General features: G+C 73.5%; 17 protein-coding genes. 11 read left to right on the forward strand and 6 right to left on the reverse strand.

The features are described 5' to 3' along the window. Positions 1 to 738, reverse strand: a 738-nt coding sequence (locus ABD844_RS01575) for a TIGR02677 family protein (RefSeq protein ID WP_344872124.1), incomplete at its 3' end; no start/stop codon positions are given. Positions 739 to 860: 122 nt separating this feature from the next. Here ABD844_RS01575 and ABD844_RS01580 point away from each other — a divergent pair. Further along, entirely contained in the window at positions 861 to 1280 is a 420-nt protein-coding gene (locus tag ABD844_RS01580; RefSeq protein ID WP_344872127.1) for an SRPBCC family protein, read from the forward strand. A 47-nt stretch (positions 1281 to 1327) separates the two neighbouring features. Here ABD844_RS01580 and ABD844_RS01585 read toward each other — a convergent pair whose 3' ends face one another. Continuing rightward, positions 1328 to 1939: a TetR/AcrR family transcriptional regulator gene (locus ABD844_RS01585; RefSeq protein ID WP_344872128.1), complete on the reverse strand. Its 612-nt coding sequence runs from the start codon at positions 1937 to 1939 to the stop codon at positions 1328 to 1330. 435 nt (positions 1940 to 2374) lie between these two features. Between ABD844_RS01585 and ABD844_RS01590 the strand changes: the two genes are divergently transcribed. The 7 genes from ABD844_RS01590 (at position 2375) to ABD844_RS01620 (ending at position 10403) form a co-directional block, all read left to right on the forward strand. Further along, positions 2375 to 3790 (forward strand): alpha/beta hydrolase, encoded by a 1416-nt coding sequence (locus ABD844_RS01590; protein WP_344872130.1) that lies wholly within the window; start codon positions 2375 to 2377, stop codon positions 3788 to 3790. A gap of 188 nt (positions 3791 to 3978) precedes the next feature. Beyond that, entirely contained in the window at positions 3979 to 6786 is a 2808-nt protein-coding gene (locus ABD844_RS01595) for a Na+/H+ antiporter subunit A (protein WP_344872132.1), read from the forward strand. Further along, positions 6783 to 7595, forward strand: coding sequence for a Na(+)/H(+) antiporter subunit C (locus ABD844_RS01600; protein ID WP_344872134.1), 813 nt, complete (start codon positions 6783 to 6785; stop codon positions 7593 to 7595). The genes ABD844_RS01595 and ABD844_RS01600 overlap by 4 nt, the downstream gene beginning before the upstream one ends. Positions 7596 to 7599: 4 nt before the next feature. After that, on the forward strand, positions 7600 to 9168 hold the full coding sequence (locus ABD844_RS01605) for a Na+/H+ antiporter subunit D (protein ID WP_344872136.1): 1569 nt from the start codon (positions 7600 to 7602) through the stop codon (positions 9166 to 9168). Positions 9169 to 9220: 52 nt separating this feature from the next. Further along, complete coding sequence (locus tag ABD844_RS01610) at positions 9221 to 9754, forward strand: Na+/H+ antiporter subunit E (RefSeq protein WP_344872138.1); 534 nt, start codon at positions 9221 to 9223, stop codon at positions 9752 to 9754. Next, positions 9751 to 10089 (forward strand): MrpF/PhaF family protein, encoded by a 339-nt coding sequence (locus ABD844_RS01615; RefSeq protein ID WP_344872140.1) that lies wholly within the window; start codon positions 9751 to 9753, stop codon positions 10087 to 10089. The genes ABD844_RS01610 and ABD844_RS01615 overlap by 4 nt, the downstream gene beginning before the upstream one ends. Then, positions 10086 to 10403 carry a cation:proton antiporter gene (locus ABD844_RS01620; RefSeq protein ID WP_344872142.1) on the forward strand — a complete coding sequence of 106 codons (318 nt, stop codon included), beginning with the start codon at positions 10086 to 10088 and terminating at the stop codon, positions 10401 to 10403. Before ABD844_RS01615 ends, ABD844_RS01620 begins: the two co-directional genes overlap by 4 nt. Here the strand turns inward: ABD844_RS01620 and ABD844_RS01625 are convergent. The 4 genes from ABD844_RS01625 to ABD844_RS01640 are packed head-to-tail and all read right to left on the reverse strand — an operon-like array spanning position 10361 to position 14381. Further along, positions 10361 to 10849, reverse strand: coding sequence for a DUF6328 family protein (locus ABD844_RS01625; RefSeq protein WP_344872144.1), 489 nt, complete (start codon positions 10847 to 10849; stop codon positions 10361 to 10363). The genes ABD844_RS01620 and ABD844_RS01625 overlap by 43 nt on opposite strands. 51 nt (positions 10850 to 10900) lie before the next feature. Continuing rightward, on the reverse strand, positions 10901 to 12931 hold the full coding sequence (locus ABD844_RS01630) for a xanthine dehydrogenase family protein molybdopterin-binding subunit (RefSeq protein WP_344872146.1): 2031 nt from the start codon (positions 12929 to 12931) through the stop codon (positions 10901 to 10903). Beyond that, the gene (locus ABD844_RS01635) at positions 12928 to 13896 is read right to left on the reverse strand and encodes an FAD binding domain-containing protein (RefSeq protein ID WP_344872148.1); all 969 of its coding nucleotides are present in this window, start codon (positions 13894 to 13896) and stop codon (positions 12928 to 12930) included. The genes ABD844_RS01630 and ABD844_RS01635 overlap by 4 nt, the downstream gene beginning before the upstream one ends. After that, the gene (locus tag ABD844_RS01640) at positions 13893 to 14381 is read right to left on the reverse strand and encodes a (2Fe-2S)-binding protein (RefSeq protein WP_344872150.1); all 489 of its coding nucleotides are present in this window, start codon (positions 14379 to 14381) and stop codon (positions 13893 to 13895) included. Before ABD844_RS01640 ends, ABD844_RS01635 begins: the two co-directional genes overlap by 4 nt. 127 nt (positions 14382 to 14508) lie before the next feature. Here ABD844_RS01640 and ABD844_RS01645 point away from each other — a divergent pair, with 127 nt between their 5' ends. From ABD844_RS01645 to ABD844_RS01655, 3 genes are all read left to right on the forward strand, one after another. Further along, positions 14509 to 15639: an acetate/propionate family kinase gene (locus ABD844_RS01645; RefSeq protein WP_344872151.1), complete on the forward strand. Its 1131-nt coding sequence runs from the start codon at positions 14509 to 14511 to the stop codon at positions 15637 to 15639. Between the two features lie 87 nt (positions 15640 to 15726). Then, on the forward strand, positions 15727 to 17859 hold the full coding sequence (recD2, locus tag ABD844_RS01650) for an SF1B family DNA helicase RecD2 (RefSeq protein WP_344872152.1): 2133 nt from the start codon (positions 15727 to 15729) through the stop codon (positions 17857 to 17859). A gap of 99 nt (positions 17860 to 17958) precedes the next feature. Further along, on the forward strand, positions 17959 to 18450 hold a 492-nt coding region (locus ABD844_RS01655), incomplete at its 3' end, for an ADP-ribosylglycohydrolase family protein (RefSeq protein ID WP_344872154.1).

Below are 18450 nucleotides of genomic sequence, written 5' to 3' on the forward strand. Positions count from 1 at the left end.
CGGCAGGTCGGCGCCGCGCAGGGCGCGGGCGTGCAGCACGCCCACCCCGTGCCCGGACACCGCCCGCAGCGCCGCCGCGATGGTCTCGCCCCGCTGCTCCAGATTGGTCACGAACTCCTGCAGATAGGCCACCGTGGCCGCCTTGACCTCGTGGAACGTCGCCAGGTCGGCATCTTCGAGGCGCAGCAGCCGTTGCAGCTCGCCGTTGAACCGCCTGGTGTTGCTCCGCAGCCCGTCGAGGTGGCACTCCAGCTCCTGGAGGCAGGCGAAGACGCGCCGGTCGCGCCCGGGGCTCGGGTCGCGCAGCAGGCCGTCCAGCTCGGCCAGCCGGTCGGCGAGGGCGTCGAGCACGGCGGTCTGCAGCGCCCCTGACGAGGCCAGCGTGGCCATCGCGTGCCGCACCGCCGCGAACGCCGCCTCGCCCCGCCTGGTGAGCGAATACTGCAGGTTCCTGCGCTCGTACTCCTCGGCCGTGGCGAAGCTCCCGGCGTGGTTGAAGACCGCGTCGAGCAGCCCCCAGCCCACGAGCTGCCTGAGCGTGCCGGACAGGTCGTGCTCGCCGACCGGCGCGTACCATCCCACGGTACGCAGCCGCTCGCGCACCTCCTCGACCGTCAGCGCGGTCTCCAGCCACTCACCGGCCTCGCCGAACGCGTAGAGCACCGCGGTGTGCAGGTCTGCCCGCTCGGTGGTGGTGAACCGGAACATCTCCGGCGGCACCCGTGGCGGCTCCGCCATCGCCCCGCTCCCCCCGCTCGATTGGCACCGACGCAACCGTAGCGGGAGAGGCCCACGGGGCGGCTGTTGTTTGCGAGCAGATCACAGGGGTACGGCGCTGGCATTGGAAGCCGGGGGGCGGTATGGCGGAGTTCGAGGCGTCGCGGGGGATGCCGGCGGGGAGTTCGGTGGTGTTCGGCGTCGCGTCCGATGTGGAGATCATGGACCGGTGGCTCCCGCAGGGTCTGTCGGTGCACGACACCGGCCCGGGGACGGTGGAGGCGGACGGGTCGCTGGTGCCGGGGGTTGGGAGGCACGAGGGGTTGTTCCGCGCGTCGGAGGAGCAGCTCCGGGTGGAGTGGGGTGGCCGGGAGCATCCCGACTATTCGGGCTGGCTGCAGGTCTCGGACGCGGCGGCCGGGGCCAGCGAGGTGACGGTGCACATCAGCCTGCTGGACGAGCCGCAGTCGGGGGCGCGGGCCGACGAGGTGCGCGACCTGCTCGACCGCTCACTCGACCGGCTGGCCGACGAGGTCCGCCGCCACGTGTCCGACCCGGGCTGACCGAACCCGGCTGAACGGCGCGGGGATGGGGTCGCCGGGCGGGCGGCTCAGAGGAGGCGTCGCTGCACGACGTCAGCCATGACCGTGCCGACGACCTTCTCGACGGCCGGCTCCATCGCCGTGGCGTCCCGCGAGGTGCCGTCCTGCCCGGCGTACAGCAGGTGCGTGGCCCCGATGAGGGTGAGCGCGAGCGTGTCGACGTCGGCGTCCGCCGCGATGCGCCCGAACGCCCGCTCCTCGGCCAGGTAGGAGGCGATCATGGCGGCGGCCTCCGCCAGCAGGGGGACCCCGCGCGGCGTGGTCTCGCGCAGCCGGGCGCGCAGCTCGTCGCGGAAGATGACCAGGCCCACGATCGCCACGGCCACCGGCCCGAACAGCTCCGTCAGCGCGCCCGTGAGATTGGCGGTGATGCCGCCGGTGCCCGCGGCGGCGCGCAGGGCGGCGTGCCGGGCGTGGATGCGCGCGATGCGCTCGCGTACGAGGTCGGCCAGGAAGGCGTCGAAGTCGGCGAAGTGCCGGTGCAGGACACCCTTGGCGCAGCCCGCCTCCGTGGTGACCGCCCGGCTGGTCAGCCCGTGGGCCCCGTCGCGGAGCAGGACGCGCTCGGCGGCGTCGAAGAGCTGCGCGCGGGCGTCGCGCATGGCCACCCCTGTCGGCAACGTGCCCTCCCCTTCTCGTTCCCGGCCGGTCGCCACCAGACTGACAGAGTGACCAAGTGCCCGTTCATAGCGGGCGACCGACCACTTCAACGTGGCGAGCACGGCGCAGGAGCGATCGCACGACGGCCGATTCACGATGCGGCACACCACTGGCCGTCGCCGCCACCCGCCGAGAATCCCCGCCGGGAAAGGAAATCCCGGCGGCAAAAGGCCGGGACCGCGCGAAATCAGGGCTGCCGGACCGCCCTTCGCCGTCCGGTATCGTGTTTCCCCGGATAGACGCTCTGTCTGCCCTGCCGATGCCCTGGGAATAACTTTCCTTGCATTCGATCTTTTCCTGTGTCTATAAAGGGCGGCATACGGTTTACCGACCCACCTCTGAGTATGCGATCTCTTATCAGATTCCTTACGCCTGTCCTGGCCGGCCTGGTGGCCGTGACCGGCTCGGCCGGCGCCGCGAAGTCCGCCGTCCGCGACCGCCTCGACGACTTCTACGACCAGCGTCCGTCCTGGTCAGGGTGTGGCGACGGCTACGAGTGCGCGACGCTGCCGGTCCCGCTCGACTACGCAGAGCCGACCGGCGACCAGATCGGGATCAGCATGGTCCGGCTGCCGGCCACCGGTGAGAAGATCGGCTCGATCGTGCTCAATTTCGGCGGCCCAGGCGCGTCCGGCGTGGATTCGCTGAAGGCGAGCAAGGACACCGTGACCGCGGACCTCCGCGAGCGTTTCGACGTGGTGAGTTTCGACCCGCGCGGGGTCGGCGGCTCCGCCCCCGTGCGCTGCATGGGCTCGCTCGATCTCGACGCCTATTTCGCCATCGATCCGACTCCCGACACCGACGCGGAGGTCAAGCAGGCGGAAGACTGGGACAAAGTATTCGCAAAAAACTGCCTGGCGAAATCCGGCGAGAAACTGCTCGCCCATGTGGGCACGGTCGACACCGCGCGCGACCTGGACGTGATGCGCGCCGCCCTCGGCGAGCAGCGCCTGACCTACCTGGGCTTCTCCTACGGCACCTACCTCGGGGCGATCTACGCCGACACGTTCCCGACACGGGTGCGCGCGATGGTGCTCGACGGCGCCGAGGACCCGTCGCAGAGCAGCGACCAGCTCGTTCTCGACCAGGACCGCGGCTTCCAGATGGCCACGGAGTCGTTCCTGCGCCAGTGCATCGACGACGGCGACTGCCCGGTGGGCGGGCACACGGTCAAGGCCGCGACGAAGCGGCTCGACGCGCTCTACGACCGCGCCGACCAGACGCCGCTCCGCAACGACCACGACGGGCGGCAGGTCACCGAGGCCGTCGTGCGCAGCGCGGTGGAGTACGCGATGTACCAGCCCGACAACTGGCCCCGCCTGCGGCTGGCGCTGACCGACGCGTTCAGGGGCGACGGGACGAGGCTGCTGGCGCTGTCCGACGAGGGCAACGGGCGGCGGTCCAACGGGCGCTACGACAACAGCTTCGAGGCGCTCATGGCCATCAACTGCGTCGACCACCCGGAGAACCCGTGCCCGAACTGGCCGGTCAAGGGCACCCGCTACCCGAAGAAGGTGCAGGCCAAGGGCGCGCCGCCGATCGTGGTCGTGGGCACGACGCGTGACCCGGCGACGCCGTACAAGCTGGCCGAGGCGCTGGTGGCGCAGCTTCCCGGCGGCGTGCTGCTCACCAACGACGCCGACGGCCACACCGGGTACGGCAGGGGCTCCACCTGCCTCGACGGCAAGATCGACCGGTACCTGATCACGGCCAGGGCGCCGCGCCCCGGAACGTGCGCCGACCTGAGCACCGCCGCGCTGTCCGACATGTCCGACCCGGCGATGTCCGACACGGCGTCCAACACGGCGTGAGTGCGATCATCCGTCGCTGAGGCGGCCGGGTGAGCACGGCGGTCTGGTGACCGTTCTGGAGGGCAGTCCCACACCTCGGTGTGGGACTGGTGTCGTTCGGGTCAACCCTGGACGTGCCTGCGTGGTGGCCCGGACCGTAGCGGGAGAGATTGGGCGGACGTAGCCGGAAATTCCCGCCCGAGGAGCCCATGGAGTCGCTGCTGATCCTGCACGCGGTGGCGGCGGCCTGCGCTCCCTGGCTGGTGGCCCGTCTGGGCCGCGCCTCCTTCGCCCTGCTGGCCCTTCCCCCGGCCGCCGGGTTCGCGTACACGATCTGGCTGGCGGTGCGGGGCCTGCCGAGCAGGGAGAGCACCCCGTGGGCGCCGGTGCTGGGGCTGGAGCTGTCGTTCCGCGTCGATCCGCTGGCCGTGGTGATGATGTCGCTGGTCACCGGGGTCGGCGTGCTCGTGCTGTGCTACAGCGCCCGCTACTTCCCCGAGGGCGAGGCCGGGCTCGGCCGCTACGGCGGCGTGATGGTGGCCTTCGCCGGTTCGATGCTGGGCCTGGTGACGGCCGACGATCTGCTCCTGCTGTACGTGTTCTGGGAGCTGACCACCGTCTTCTCCTACCTGCTCATCGGGTACGACCCCGCGAGCCGGACGAGCCGGCAGGCCGCGATGAAGGCGCTGGTGGTCACCACGTTCGGCGGCCTGGCCATGCTGGCCGGGTTCGTGCTGCTCGGGCAGGCGGCCGGCAGCTACCGGATCTCGCAGATCGTCGCCCACCCTCCCGGTCTGGCCCCGGCCGCCCTGGTGCTGGTGCTGGCGGGGGCGCTGTCGAAGTCGGCGATCTTCCCGTTCAGCACGTGGCTGCCGGCCGCGATGGCGGCGCCGACGCCTGTGTCGGCGTACCTGCACGCGGCGGCCATGGTGAAGGCGGGGGTGTACCTGCTGGCCCGGCTCGGCCCGGCGTTCGGCGACCTGGCGTGGTGGCGGGCGGTGGCGGTGCCGCTCGGGGTGGCGACGATGCTGCTGGGCGGGTGGCGGGCGCTACGGGAGAACGACCTGAAACGCCTGCTGGCCTACGGCACGGTCAGCCAGCTCGGCCTGCTCGTGGTGCTGTTCGGGACGGGCACGCGGGCGGCGGCGCTGGCGGGGGCGGGCATGCTGGCGGCGCACGCGCTGTTCAAGGCGGCGCTGTTCCTGGTGGTCGGCATCGTCGACCGCGCGGCCGGCAGCCGTGACCTGCGGGAGCTGAGCGGTGTGGGCCGGGCGGCGCCGTGGGTGTGCGGGGTCGCGGTGCTCGCGGGGGCGTCGATGGCGGGGCTGCCGCCGCTGGCGGGCTTCGCGGGGAAGGAGGCGGCTCTCGAGTCGCTGCTGGATTCCCCGTTCGCGCTGGCGGGGGTGGTGGCGGGAGCGGCGCTGACGGCGGCGTACACGCTGCGGTTCCTGTGGGGGGCCTTCGCCGGCAAGCCGGGCAGGCAGGCGCTGCCGGTGCGCCGGACGCCCGCCGCCATGTTCGCGCCGGCCGCGCTGCTGTCGGTGCTTGGCCTGGCGCTCGCGCCGTTCGCCCCCTGGTACGCGGGCGCGGTCTCCGGCTACACGGGCACGTTCCGCGACCCGGGGCACCAGGCCCACCTGGCGGCCTGGGCCGGGCCCTCGCTGCCGCTGCTGCTGTCGGCGGCGGCGCTGGCGGCCGGGATGCTGCTGTTCCTGGCCAGGGAGCCGGTGGCGCAGACGGGCGTCGCGCTGCACGCGGTCGACTCCGGCCAGGTGTTCTGGTCGGCGGTGCGGCGGCTGGACCGGTTCGCCATCCAGGTCACCGGCCTCATCCAGCGCGGCTCCTTGCCCGACTACCTGGTGCTGACGCTGGTGGCGACGGTCGGGGTGGGCCTGTTCTCCCTCGCGTACGGGGGCGCCCCCCACCTCCACGTGCCGGTCGTGGCCTGGCAGCGGCCCGAGCAGCCGGTGATCGCCGTGCTGCTGACGGCGGCGGCCGTACTGGCGCTGTACGCCCGCGCCTCCATCCTCCTGGCCCTGGTCGCCGGCCTGACCGGCTACTGCACGGCACTGCTGTTCCTCGCCCACGGCTCCCCCGACCTGGCGCTGACCCAGTTCCTCGCCGAGACGCTGAGCCTGGTGGTGTTCGCGCTGGTGCTGCGGCGGCTGCCGGTCGACCCGGTCAAGGGGCGGCTGCCGATGCCGTTCCGGCTGGGACTGGGGCTGGCCGTGGGCGTGGTGGCCACGGGCGCGGGCATGCTGGCGACGGCCGCGCGGACCACCGAGCCGGTCGGCGCGCTGATGGGCGGGGCGGCCGAGCAGGCCGGGGCCCGCAACGTCGTCAGCGCCATCATCCTCGACATCCGCGCCTGGGACACGCTGGGCGAGAGCGCCGTGCTGGTCGTGCTGACGCTGGGCGTGACGAGCCTGGTGTTCCTGCGGCGCAGGGCGTACCGGATCGAGCCGAGCGAGGCGGGGCGACGGCGGGGCACGCACTGGCTGGCGGCCACGCTGCCGCGCGGGCAGCGGGCGCTGGCGTTCGAGGTGGCCGCCCGGCTGACGTTCCACACGGTGCTGACGCTGTCGGTGTTCCTGATGGTCATCGGGCACAGCGCGGTGGGCGGCGGGTTCGCGGGCGGCATCGTGGCCGGGCTGGCGATCACGGTGCGGTTCCTGGCGGGAGGCAGGAACGAGCTGGCCGCGGCGGTGCCGGTGCACGCGGGCGTGCTCATGGGGGCCGGGCTGACGTTGTCGGCGGGCACGGCGCTGATCGGGCTGCTGTTCGGGCGGGCGGCGCTGGAGATGCTGGCCACGGACGTGAGCGTGCCGGTCGTGGGGCACGTGCACCTGTCCACGGGCCTGCTGTTCGACCTCGGCGTGTACGTGTCGGTCGTCGGCATGGTCCAGGACGTGCTGCGCGCCCTGGGCGGCGAACTGGACCGCCAGATCGACACGGAGCCGGGCGCCGAGACCACCCCGGGCGACGCTGCCGCGAGTGGCGCGGAGGGTCGGGCGTGAACAGCGTCCCCCTGGCGCCGTTCGCCGCCTGCTGCGTGATGATCACCGTGGGCGTGACGCTGCTGCTGGAGCGGAGCCTGGTACGGGTGCTGGCCGGCGTCATCGTCCTCGGCAACGGCGTGAACCTGCTGATCGTCACCTCCGGCGGCGACGCGGGCGGCCCGCCCTTCGTGGGCGACCGCGGCATGGCCGACCCGCTGCCGCAGGCGATGGTGCTCACCGCCATCGTGATCACCCTGGGGGTGACCGCGTTCCTGCTGGCCCTGGTGCACCGCTCGTGGCAGCTCACCGGCAGCGACGAGGTCCAGGACGACACCGAGGACCGCCGCGTACGGCTGCGCGCCCGGCGCGGCGAGCTGGGCGACGCCGTACGCGCCCGGCGCGACGCCTACCGGCGGCTGGTCGTCGAGCAGCGGGCCGAGCTGGCGAACCTCCAGGCCGAGCAGGCCGAACGGGAGCGGCTGGAGGAGGCCGACCTGGAGCGGCGCATCGCCCGCGTGCACACCGAGCTGGAGCAGTGGATGCGCGGGCACCGGCAGCGGGGCGTGACGGAGGAGGAGCTGCAGCGCCGCTTCGAGGACGTGGGCCTGCGCGACGACCTGGGCGGCCTGAGCAACCTCGAACGCATCGAGCAGTTGCGCGAGGAGTACGAGCGGGGCCGCAAGGAGCAGGCGGCCAGGGAGAAGGCGCTGCGCAGGAAGCTCAGGGCCCGCCAGCGCGACTCGCGCAGGCAGTTGCGGGCGGCGATCAGGGAGGAGCGGGAGCGCCAGGCCCTGGCCCAGGACCCCGAGCTGGAGGGCGAGGACTGACGCCATGGACGGCCCGATCCTGCTGGAGAGCCTCGTCTGCGTGCCCGTGCTGCTGCCGCTGCTGGCGGCCGGGGTGAAGCTGGCGATCGGCGCGCGGCTGCGCCGGCTGCAGTCGTTCATCAGCCTGGGCACGCTGGGCCTGTCGCTGGCCGTCTCGGTGGTGCTGCTGGTCGCGGCCGACACACGCGGGCCGCTGGTGACCGAGCTGGGCGGCTGGGGGGCGCCGGTCGGCATCTGCCTGGTGGCCGACCGGCTCTCGACGCTGGTGCTGGTGGTGTCGTCGGCGGTGACGTTCTGCGTGATGGCGTACTCGGTGACGAGCGCGTACGACGAGCAGGAGCACGACGCGCCGATGGCGATCTTCCATCCGGCGTTCCTGGTGATGGTGGCGGGGGTGGCCGACGCGTTCCTGTCGGGTGACCTGTTCAACCTGTTCGTGGCGTTCGAGCTGCTGCTGAGCGGCTCGTACGTGCTGCTCACGTTCGGCGGCACCGAGTCGCGGATCCGGGCGGGGGCGACGTACACGGTGATGGCGCTGGCGTCGTCGATGTTGTTCCTGATCGCGCTGGCCGTCACCTACGGCGCCACGGGGACGCTGTCGATGGCCCAGCTCGCCGAGCGCTTCTCCACCCTGCCCGCGCAGGTGCGGACGCTGGTGGAGCTGACGCTGCTGCTGGCCTTCGCGATCAAGGCGGCGATCTTCCCGGTGTCGGCGTGGCTGCCGGACTCGTACCCCACCGCGCCCGCCCCGGCCACGGCCGTGTTCGCCGGGCTGCTCACGAAGGTGGGCGTCTACTCGATCATCCGCCTGGAGGCGCTGCTGTTCCCCGGCGGGCCGGTCTCGACGCTGCTGATGTGGGTGGCGCTGGCCACCCTGCTGACCGGGGTGCTGGGCGCGGTGGCGCAGACCGACATGAAACGGATGCTCTCCTTCACGCTGGTCAGCCACATCGGGTACATGGTGTTCGGGGTGGCGCTGTCCACGGTGGCGGGCCTGGCGGGGGCGATCTTCTACGTGGTGCACCACATCACCGTGCAGACGAGCCTGTTCCTGGTGACGGGGCTGGTCGAGCGGCGTACCGGCACCACGTCGGTGACCCGGCTGGGCGGGCTGATGACGGCGTCGCCGCTGATCGCCGTGCTGTTCTTCGTCCCGGCCATGAACCTGTCGGGCATCCCGCCCATGTCGGGGTTCCTCGGCAAGCTGATGCTGGTGCAGGCCGGGTTCGCCCGAGGGGGGTGGCTGCCGGTGACGCTGGTGGCGGCGGGGCTGGTGACGAGCCTGCTCACGCTGTACGCGGTCGCCAAGACGTGGGGCAAGGCGTTCTGGCGCGGCCCGCGCTCCGAGCGTCCCGGCCAGGTCGTGGAGAGCGAGGAGTACACCGGCGAGGACCCGACGGTGACCACGACCAGGCAGCCGGCGGGCCTGACGGTGGCGGTGTCGGCCCTGGTCGTGCTGGGGCTGGCGTTCACGGTGCTGGCGGGGCCGCTGTCGGCGCTGGCGCACCGGGCGGCCGCCGAGCTGATGGCGCGCGAGCCGTACGTCACGGCCGTGCTCGGGAGGCCGTCATGAGGCGCGGCGCGGCCGGCGGGCACGGGTGGCCGGGCGGGGCGGTGAGGCGCCCGTGAGGCGGGACGTGCTGGCGCCGCGCCTGTTCGGGCGGCGGGTGCCGCTGCCGCTGGTGGCCTGGCTGGCGCTGGTGTGGGTGACGCTGTGGGGCGACCTGTCGGCGGGCAACGTGCTGGGCGGGCTGGTGACGGGCCTGGTGGTGACGTGGGCGTTGCCGCTGCCGGTGCTCGACCCGGGCATCCGGGTGCGCCCGGTGCCGCTCGTGCGGTTCCTGCTCTGGTTCGGCTGGGACATGGTGACCTCGACCGTCCGGGTGGTCTTCTGGGTGGCGCATCCGGGACCGCCGCCGGTGCGGCTCGTCCGGGTGCCGCTGCGCACGTCGTCCGAGTCGATGACCGTGATGATCATGATCGCGCTGACCACGGTGCCGGGCAGCCTGGTCGTCGAGCGGTATCCAGGAGAGCTGCTGCTGCACGTGCTGGGCCGCCCCGGGGAGATCGCGGACGCCGTACGCGCCGACGTGGCGGGGCTGGAGTCGCGGATCGTGGCCGCGTTCGGCACCCGCGGGGACCGGGAGGAGCTGGGATGACGACGGTGTACCTGCTGACGCTGGCCCTGCTGGGCATCGGCGCGGCGGCCTCGCTCTACCGGGTGGCGCGCGGGCCGTCGATGCTGGACCGGGCGGTGGCGCTGGACGTGTTCACGTCGCTGTCGATGTGCGGTGTCGGGGCGTTCGCCGTGATCAGGAACGACTACTCCGACCTGCCGATCCTGCTGGTCCTGTCGTTGCTGGGGTTCGTCGGGTCGGTGTCGCTGGCCCGGTTCTTCGCCGATCGGACGGGAAACCCGGGCCGGACGGGAGACTCGGGTCAGGCGGGAGACCCGGGCCGGGCGGAGAGCCGGGCGGAGGAGGGGCCGCGATGAGGGCTCTGGACGTGGCGGCCGGGGCCTGCCTGCTGACCGGCGCGGTGCTGGCGCTGTCGGCGGGGGTGGGGCTGGTGCGCTTCCGCACCACGCTGGAGCGCATGCACGCCGGTACGAAGCCGCAGGTGCTCGGCGTGCTGCTGGTGCTGCTGGCCATGTGGCTGCACCGGCCCACCTGGTCGGACGCCGGGCCGCTGCTGCTGGTGGGCCTCTCCCAGGTGGTCACCGTGTCGGTCGCGGCGTACATGGTGGCGCGGGCGGCGTACCCGCGTCAGTCGTCCGACGACGACACCGGGCCGCCGTCCGACGAGTGACCCGCCCGGTCCAGGCTCGGCTGCCCGAACCAGGTCCACAGCGCCAGCGCGGCCACCAGGCCGGCGGTGATCCAGGCCAGCGTCGGGTTGAACAGGTAGCCGACCACGAACATGGTGGACGTGGTCATCGACACCGCCAGGGCGAGCGCGCCGAGGATGCCGTAGATCCTGGAGCGGCGTACCAGGGTCTCCTTGCGGCCCTGGTGGAAGAGCACCCGGTGCTGCGCGGTCGGCGCGATGTAGCAGACGGACGCGATCGCGGCGCTGACCAGCGCCGCGTAGTACAACCACCGGTTGACCTCGCCCAACCGGGCGAACCCAGGCGAGAACGGCACGGTGAGCAGGAACGCGAACAGCACCTGCACGCCGGTGACCGCCACCCGCGCGCCCTGGAGCAGCTCGACGAAGTTGCGGTCCGCGCGCTCCCATCGCGACTCGTGCCTCACACCGCCTCCCACCCCGAATACGAGAGGCTTCCTCTTCCAAGCCGGGCGGCGCTAAAACCTCGGCACGAGGATCTTCGCCGGAGTGATGGGCAGTTGGCGCACCCGGTGGCCGGTGGCGTGGTAGACGGCGTTGCCGATCGCGGCGGCCGTGCCCACGATGCCGATCTCGCCGATGCCCTTGCTGCCCATCGGGTTGAGCGCGCCATCGCGTTCCTCCAGCCAGACCGCCTCCACGTCGGGCACGTCGGCGCACGCGGGCACGTGGTACTGCGCCAGGTCGCGGTGGAGGAAGCCGCCGAACTCCGCGTCGGTGAGCGTCTCCTCCATCAGCGCCATGCCCACGCCCATCGTCATGCCGCCGATGAACTGCGACCTGGCCAGCGTGGCGTCCACGATGTGCCCGGCCGCGAACACGCCCAGCAGCCGCGCCAGGCGCACCTCACCGGTCACGGCGCTGACCCGGACCTCGGCGAACTGGGCGCCGAACGCGTGCCGGGCGAGCGGGGCGTCCGACCGAATCTCCTCGGTGGTGTCGGCGCGGCCCTCCTTGCCGTCGCGGCGCAGCTCCTCGCAGGCGCGTACGACCGCCGTCCCCCACGAGGCCATGCCCATCGAGCCCCCGGCGAGCGGCGCGTCCGGCAGGTCGCTGTCGCCCAGCTCCAGATGGATCCGCTCTGGGGCGACGCCGAGCGTGCTCGCCGCGATCCTGGCCAGCGCCGTACGCGCGCCGGTGCCGATGTCGGCGGCGGCCAGCCGGACGAGGAAGTCGCCGTCGCGCACCGTGGCCACGGCCTTGCAGGGCAGCCGCCTGGCCGGGTACGTCGAGGCGGCCACGCCGGTGCCGACCAGCCACTCCCCCTCGCGCCTGATCCCCGGCGCCGGGTCGCGGTGCTCCCAGCCGAAGCGGCGGGCGCCCTCGCGCAGGCAGGCCACCAGGTTGCGCGAGCTGAACGGCAGCCCGCTGTCCGGCTCGGTCTCGGCGTCGTTGCGGACCCGCAGCTCGACCGGGTCCAGGCCGGCGGCGTAGGCCAGCTCGTCCATGGCCGACTCCAGCGCGTACATGCCGGGGCACTCCCCGGGGGCGCGCATCCAGGACGGGGTGGCCACGTCCAGCCGGACGAGCCGGTGCGCGGTGCGCAGCGCGGGCGTGGCGTACATGACGCGGGCCACCACGGCGGTCTGCTCGGCGAACTCGACCAGGGTGGAGCTCTGCTCGTACGCGACGTGCTCCAGCGCCGTCAGCCGCCCCTCGGGGTCGGCGCCGAGCCGCAGCCGCTGGATCGTGGGCGTGCGGTAGCCGGTCACGTCGAACATCTGCTGCCGGGTCAGCACGATCTTGACCGGGCGGCCCACGGCCCTGGCGGCTAGCGCGGCCAGCACGGCCTGCGGCCTGGTGGTGCCCTTCGAGCCGAACCCGCCGCCCACGTGCCTGGAGACCACGCGTACCCGCTCGGGCGGCAGGCCCAGGGTCGCGGCGATGAGGTCGCGGCTGGCCGTGGCGCCCTGCGCGGTGTCGTACACCATCAGGCGGCCCTCGTCGTCCCAGAAGGCCAGCGCCGCGTGCGGCTCCATCGGGTTGTTGTGCAGGACGGGCGTCTCGTACGTGACGTCCACGGTGGCCGCGGCGGCCTCCAGACCGGCCTCGACGTCGCCGTGCCCGGTGTCGGTGGGCAGGCCGGGGTTGACGACCTCCGGCCGGTAGAGGCCGGGGTGGTCGGCGCTCAGGCGGACGTCGTGGTCGTCGGGGTCGTAGTCGACGCGCACGGCCGCGGCGGCGGCGTGGGCGTTCTCGTAGGTGTCGGCGACGACGGCCGCGATGAGCTGGCCCCGGTAGGCGACCTCGCGGCTCTGGAACAGCGCCAGCTCGGGATCGGCGTCCTCGGCCAGGCGGGGCGGGTCCTCGCTGGACAGCACGGCCAGCACGCCGGGCATCTCCAGCGCCTGGCCGCCGTCCACGCGCTTGATGCGGCCCTTGGCGATGCGCGACTGCACCGCGCAGGCGTACGTGACGCCCTCGACCGGGTATTCGGCGGCGTACGTGGCCAGTCCCGTGACCTTGACGCGGGCCTCGATGCGGTTCACGGCGTGAGCTCCTCCAGCGTGGCGACGATCAGGTTGCGGGCCAGCGGCACCTTGAAGGCGTTGCGCGGCAGCGGGCCGGCCTGCTCCAGCTCGGTCTCGGCGGCCTGCAGGTACGCCTCCCCGGTGGCCGGGCCGCCGGCCAGCGCCCGCTCGGCCCGTTCGGCCCGCCAGGGCACGTGGGCCACGCCGCCGAGCGCGATGCGGCAGCCCGCGACCGCGCCGTCGCGTACGTCGAGCACGGCCGCGATGGACACCAGCGCGAACGCGAACGACGCCCGCTCGCGCACCTTCCTGTAGGCCGAGGCGCCCTCGGGGGGTGGCGGCAGCTCCACGGCGGTGATGAGGTCGCCGGGCTCCAGCACGGTGTCACGCTCGGGCTCGTCGCCGGGCAGGCGGTGCAGTCCTGGCATGGGGATGATGCGGTCGCCGCCGGGGCCGGTGACGTGCACCTGCGCGTCCAGCGCGGCCAGGGCGACGGCCATGTCGGACGGGTGGGTGGCCACGCAGGCGCCGGACGCGCCGAGCACGGCCAGACCGGCGTGGTCCCCGGCGATCGCGGGGCAGCCGGAGCCGGGGCGGCGCTTGTTGCAGGGCCGGGTGACGTCCTGGAAGTACGCGCAGCGGGTGCGCTGCAGCAGGTTGCCCGCGACGGTCGCGACGTTGCGGACCTGGCCGGAGGCGCCGGCCAGCACCGCGCGGGCCAGCATGGGGTAGCGGGCGCGGATGAGCGGGTCGGCGGCCAGGTCGCTGTTGCGCACGGCGGCGCCGACGCGCACCCGGTCGCCCACGGGCTCGATGGCGTCGAGGGGCAGGCGGCTGACGTCGAGCAGGCGTTCCGGCTCGGCCACGCCCAGCCGCATGAGGTCCACCAGGTTGGTGCCACCGCCCAGGTACATGGTGCCGGGGGCGAAGCCGCGCACGGCCTGCGCGGGGGTGGCGGCGCGGGCGTACTCGAAGGGTTTCACCGGGCCACCTCGGCGATCGCGCTGACGATGTTGACGTACGCGCCGCATCGGCACAGGTTGCCGCTCATCCGCTCCCTGATCTCCTCGGGCGTCAGCTCGGGGTCGGCGAGGAGGTCGCCGGTGACGGCGCTCGGGCCCGGCTCGCCCAGCATCCCGGCCGCCGAGCAGAGCTGCCCCGGCGTGCAGTACCCGCACTGGAACGCGTCGCGCTCGATGAACGCGGCCTGCAACGGGTGCAGGTTCTCGCCGTCGGCGAGCCCTTCGACGGTGGTGACCTGCGAGCCGTCCACCGCCACCGCCAGCGCCAGGCACGAGACGGCCCGCCGCCCGTCGATCAGGACCGTGCAGGCGCCGCACTGGCCGTGGTCGCAGCCCTTCTTGGCGCCGATGAGCCCGAGGCGTTCGCGCAGCAGGTCGAGCAGCGACATCCGCGGGTCCACGTCCACCGTGCGGGGCACGCCGTTCACCTGCAGGGTGATTTCCATGGCGCACGACTACCCGAGCCGCAGAAGAGACAACCCCTGAGGGCGGTAAAGCCGGATCAGCCGTTCGTCCCTTGGCGTCCGTTTTGGCGGAACGGTGGGGGGTAGCCGGGCGGGCATGGGCCGGGCCATGGACGAGCAGACCGCGGAGCAGGCGGCGATCCTCACCGTCAACGCCGGATCGTCGAGTCTGCGGCTCGACCTCGTACAGGGGGGCAGCCTGCTGGACAGCGCCCGGTCCGAGCGGGCCGTCGACCCCGCGGCGGCCGGGGAGGAGCTGGACAGGTTCCTCGGCGGGCACTTCGACCGCGACATCAGGGCGGTGGCGCACCGGCTCGTGCACGGCGGCGACGTGGTACGCGCGCCCACGGTCGCCGACGACGAGACGGCGGCGGCGCTGCGCGGCCTGACCAGCCTGGCCCCGCTGCACATGCCGCCCGCCCTGGCGCTGCTGGACGCGGCCCGCGAGCAGTTGCCCGCTGTGCCGCACGTGCTCTGCCCCGACACGGCCTTCCACGCCGGGCTGCCCGACGAGGCCGCCACGTACGCCCTGCCCTCCGAGTGGCGCGAACGGCACGGCCTGCGCCGCTACGGCTTCCACGGCCTGTCGTACGCGTGGGCCGCCGACCGGGTGGCCGACCTGCTCGGACGGCCCCTGGCCGAACTCGACCTCGTGCTCGTCCACCTGGGCGGCGGCTGCTCGGTGTGCGCCGTGTCGGGCGGGCGCAGCTTGGACACCTCCATGGGCTTCACGCCGCTGGACGGGCTGCCCATGTGCAGGCGTTCCGGCAGCGTGGACCCGGGGATGCTGGTGTGGCTGCTGAGGCAGGGGCACCTGTCGGTGGCGGAGCTGGCCGAAGGGCTGGAGAGCCGTTCGGGCCTGCTGGGGCTGTCAGGAGGCCGCTCCGCGGACACGCGGGAGCTGGTGGCGGCCGAGCGGGACGGCGACGAGGCCGCCGGGCTGGCGCTGCGCGTGTTCGCCCACCGGGTGAGCAGGGAGATCGCCGCCGCGGCCACCTCGTTGCGGCGACTCGACGCGCTGGTGTTCACGGGGGAGATCGGCTGGGACCAGCCCGAGGTGCGCGAGGCGGTCTGCGGGCGGCTCGGGCTGCTCGGCGTGCGCCCGCCGGTGCTGGGCAACCGGCACGACGACGGCCCGGTCAGCGCCTCTGACGCGGCCGTGCCCGTCCTGGTGGTCCAGGTACGCGAGGAGCTCCAGCTCGCCCGCGAATGCCTGCGCATGCTGGCCGAGGACGTGTGACAGGACGGCGTGTGATCGGACGGCTCGTTGCCGGGTGAGACGCCCTGGGTGAGGCGTTTGTCGGTCGCGGATGGTTGGATCTCCCGTGTGGAGGCGTCCGTCGAGCAGCTCGTCTACGTCCGTGACGACGAATACACCGTCGCGCGCATGAGCGCCGACGGCGAGCCCGAGTTCGTCGCCACCGGGCGGGCGCTGGCCGGGGTGCAGCCGGGCGAGACGCTGCGGCTGCTGGGCGAGTGGGGCAGGCACGCCCGTCACGGCCGGCGCTTCGCGGTCAGCGCCTGCGAGCGGGTGACGCCGTCGTCCGTCCGGGCCATCCGCGTCTACCTGGGGTCGGGGCTGATCAGGGGCATCGGGCCGCGGCTGGCGTACGCGATCGTCGACCACTTCGGCGAGGCCACGCTCAAGGTCATCGACACCGAGCCCGCGCGGCTCACCGAGGTCGTCAACATCGGGCCGCAGCGGCAGGGCCAGATCGTCCAGGCGTGGCAGGAGCAGAAGGCCATCGCCGCGCTCATGGTGACGCTGCAGGGGCTCGGGGTCAGCCCGCTGCTGGCCGCCAAGATCTACCAGGTGTTCGGCCACGACGCCGACGAGGTGCTGGCCACCGACCCCTACCGGCTGATCGGGCGGGTCAGGGGCATCGCCTTCCGCATCGCCGACCGCATCGCCCTTCAAGCGGGGGTGCCCGAGCGCAGCCCGCAACGGGTCCAGGCGGCGCTGCTCGACCGGCTGGAGGCGGCCGGCAACCGCGACGGCCACTGCTTCGTGCCGGTGCCCACGCTGGTCAGGGAGGCGGCCGAGCTGATCGAGCAGGACCCCGACCTCGTCCGGCCGATGATCGACGCGCTGGCGGCCGAGCGGCGGCTGGTGGTGGAGGCGGCGCCCGACCGGCCTGGGCAGGCGGTGGCCTACCTCAAGCACGTGCACAGCCGCGAGGTGGCGCTCACCGCCCAGCTCACGGCGCTGGTGCGGGCCCGCTCGACGCTGCCGCTGCGCTCGTTCCGCGAGGACCCCGAGCTGCACGACGACCAGCGCGCCGCGATGACGATGGCGCTGACCAGCACCGTCTCGATCATCACGGGCGGGCCGGGGTGCGGCAAGAGCCACACGGTCAAGGCCATCGCCACGGCGGTGCGGGCCGGGGGCGGCACGGTGGCGCTCACCGCCCCCACCGGCAAGGCGGCCAAGCGGCTGTCCGAGCTGACCGGGCTGCCCGCGATGACCGTGCACCGCATGCTGGCCCAGCAGCCCGATCCCGACCCCGAGACGCTGTTCGACGAGCGGCCTTCGCAGGCCGACCTGATCGTGGTCGACGAGGCGTCCATGCTCGACCTGCACCTGGCCACCCGGCTCACCGCCGCCGTCCGGCCCGGCTGCCACCTGCTGCTCATCGGCGACGGCGACCAGCTCCCCAGCATCGGCTCCGGCGACGTCCTGGCCGACCTGCTGCGGGCCGAGGCGATCCCGCGCGTCCAGCTCACGCACGTGTTCCGGCAGGCCGACGGCAGCGGCATCATCGACGCCGCCCACCGCATCCGCGCCGGCCGGCTGCCGGGCACGCCGGGCGGGGGCGGCTTCTGGTTCGAGGAGCTCGACGACCCCGAGCAGGTGGCCCGGCGGGTGGCGCACCTGGCGATGGTGGCGATCCCGCGCAAGCAGGGCGTCGAGCCGGGCGAGGTGCAGGTGCTGTGCCCGATGCGCAAGGGCGACACCGGCGCCACCGCGCTCGGGCGGCTGATCCAGGACCAGCTCAACCCTGCCGCCGACGACAAGCCCGAGCACTGGTCGGGGGCCACCGTGTTCCGGGTGGGCGACCGGGTGATGCCGATCCGCAACAACTACGACAAGGGCGTCTTCAACGGGGAGACGGGCACGGTGACGGCGGTGGTGCGGGAGGAGCGTACGGTCGAGATCCGCACCGACGACGGCGAGACCGTCCGCTACGGGTTCGACGAGCTCGACGACCTCACCCACGCGTACGCCATCAGCGTCCACCGGTCGCAGGGCAGCGAATACCCGTTCGTGGTGGCGCCGATCGTGGCGGAGTCCGGGGGGATCATGTTGCGGCGCAAGCTGCTGTACACGCTGGTGACGCGGGCCAAGGCGTGGGTGGTGCTGGTGGGGCAGCGGGAGGCGCTGGAGCTGGCCGTCCACCGGCTGGGGCACCGCCGCAACACGGGCCTGGCCCGGCGGCTGACCCTCAGCCTCGACTCCTGACCCCGGTTCCCGCACCCCGGAGTGCCGAAGCCGACCGGCCCGGCCCGGATGTCGCTCATCGGCTCAGGGGCTCATCGCCGGATGCCACAATGGTCGGTGATGTCAGCCGACTCCCTGGCTCGTGCCACCGCCTCTCTTCACGGCCTGCTCGTGGGTGACGCGCTCGGCTCCCAGTTCTTCGTCCCGGCCAACGGGCAGGCGCTGCGCGAGCGTACGCTGCCGCCGGGGCCGTGGCAGTGGACCGACGACACCGAGATGGCCTGCTCCGTCCACCAGGTCCTGGCCGGGCGCGGCCGGGTCGACCAGGACCTGCTCGCCCGCGCGTTCGCCGACCACCACGACTTCGACCGCGGCTACGGCCCGGCGACCGGCCGGATGCTGCGCCTCGTCCGGCAGGGCGGCGACTGGCGGGCGCTGGCGGCCGAGTTGTTCGACGGCAAGGGGTCGTGGGGCAACGGCGCGGCCATGCGGGTGGCGCCGCTCGGGGCGTGGTTCGCCGGGGACGTGCCGCTGGCGGCGGCGCTGGCCGGGCTGCCGTCCGGCGCGACGCACACGCACCCGGAGGCGGCGGCCGGGGCGGTCGCGGTGGCG

Source organism: Nonomuraea antimicrobica, from assembly GCF_039536965.1.
GTDB lineage: Bacteria > Actinomycetota > Actinomycetes > Streptosporangiales > Streptosporangiaceae > Nonomuraea > Nonomuraea antimicrobica.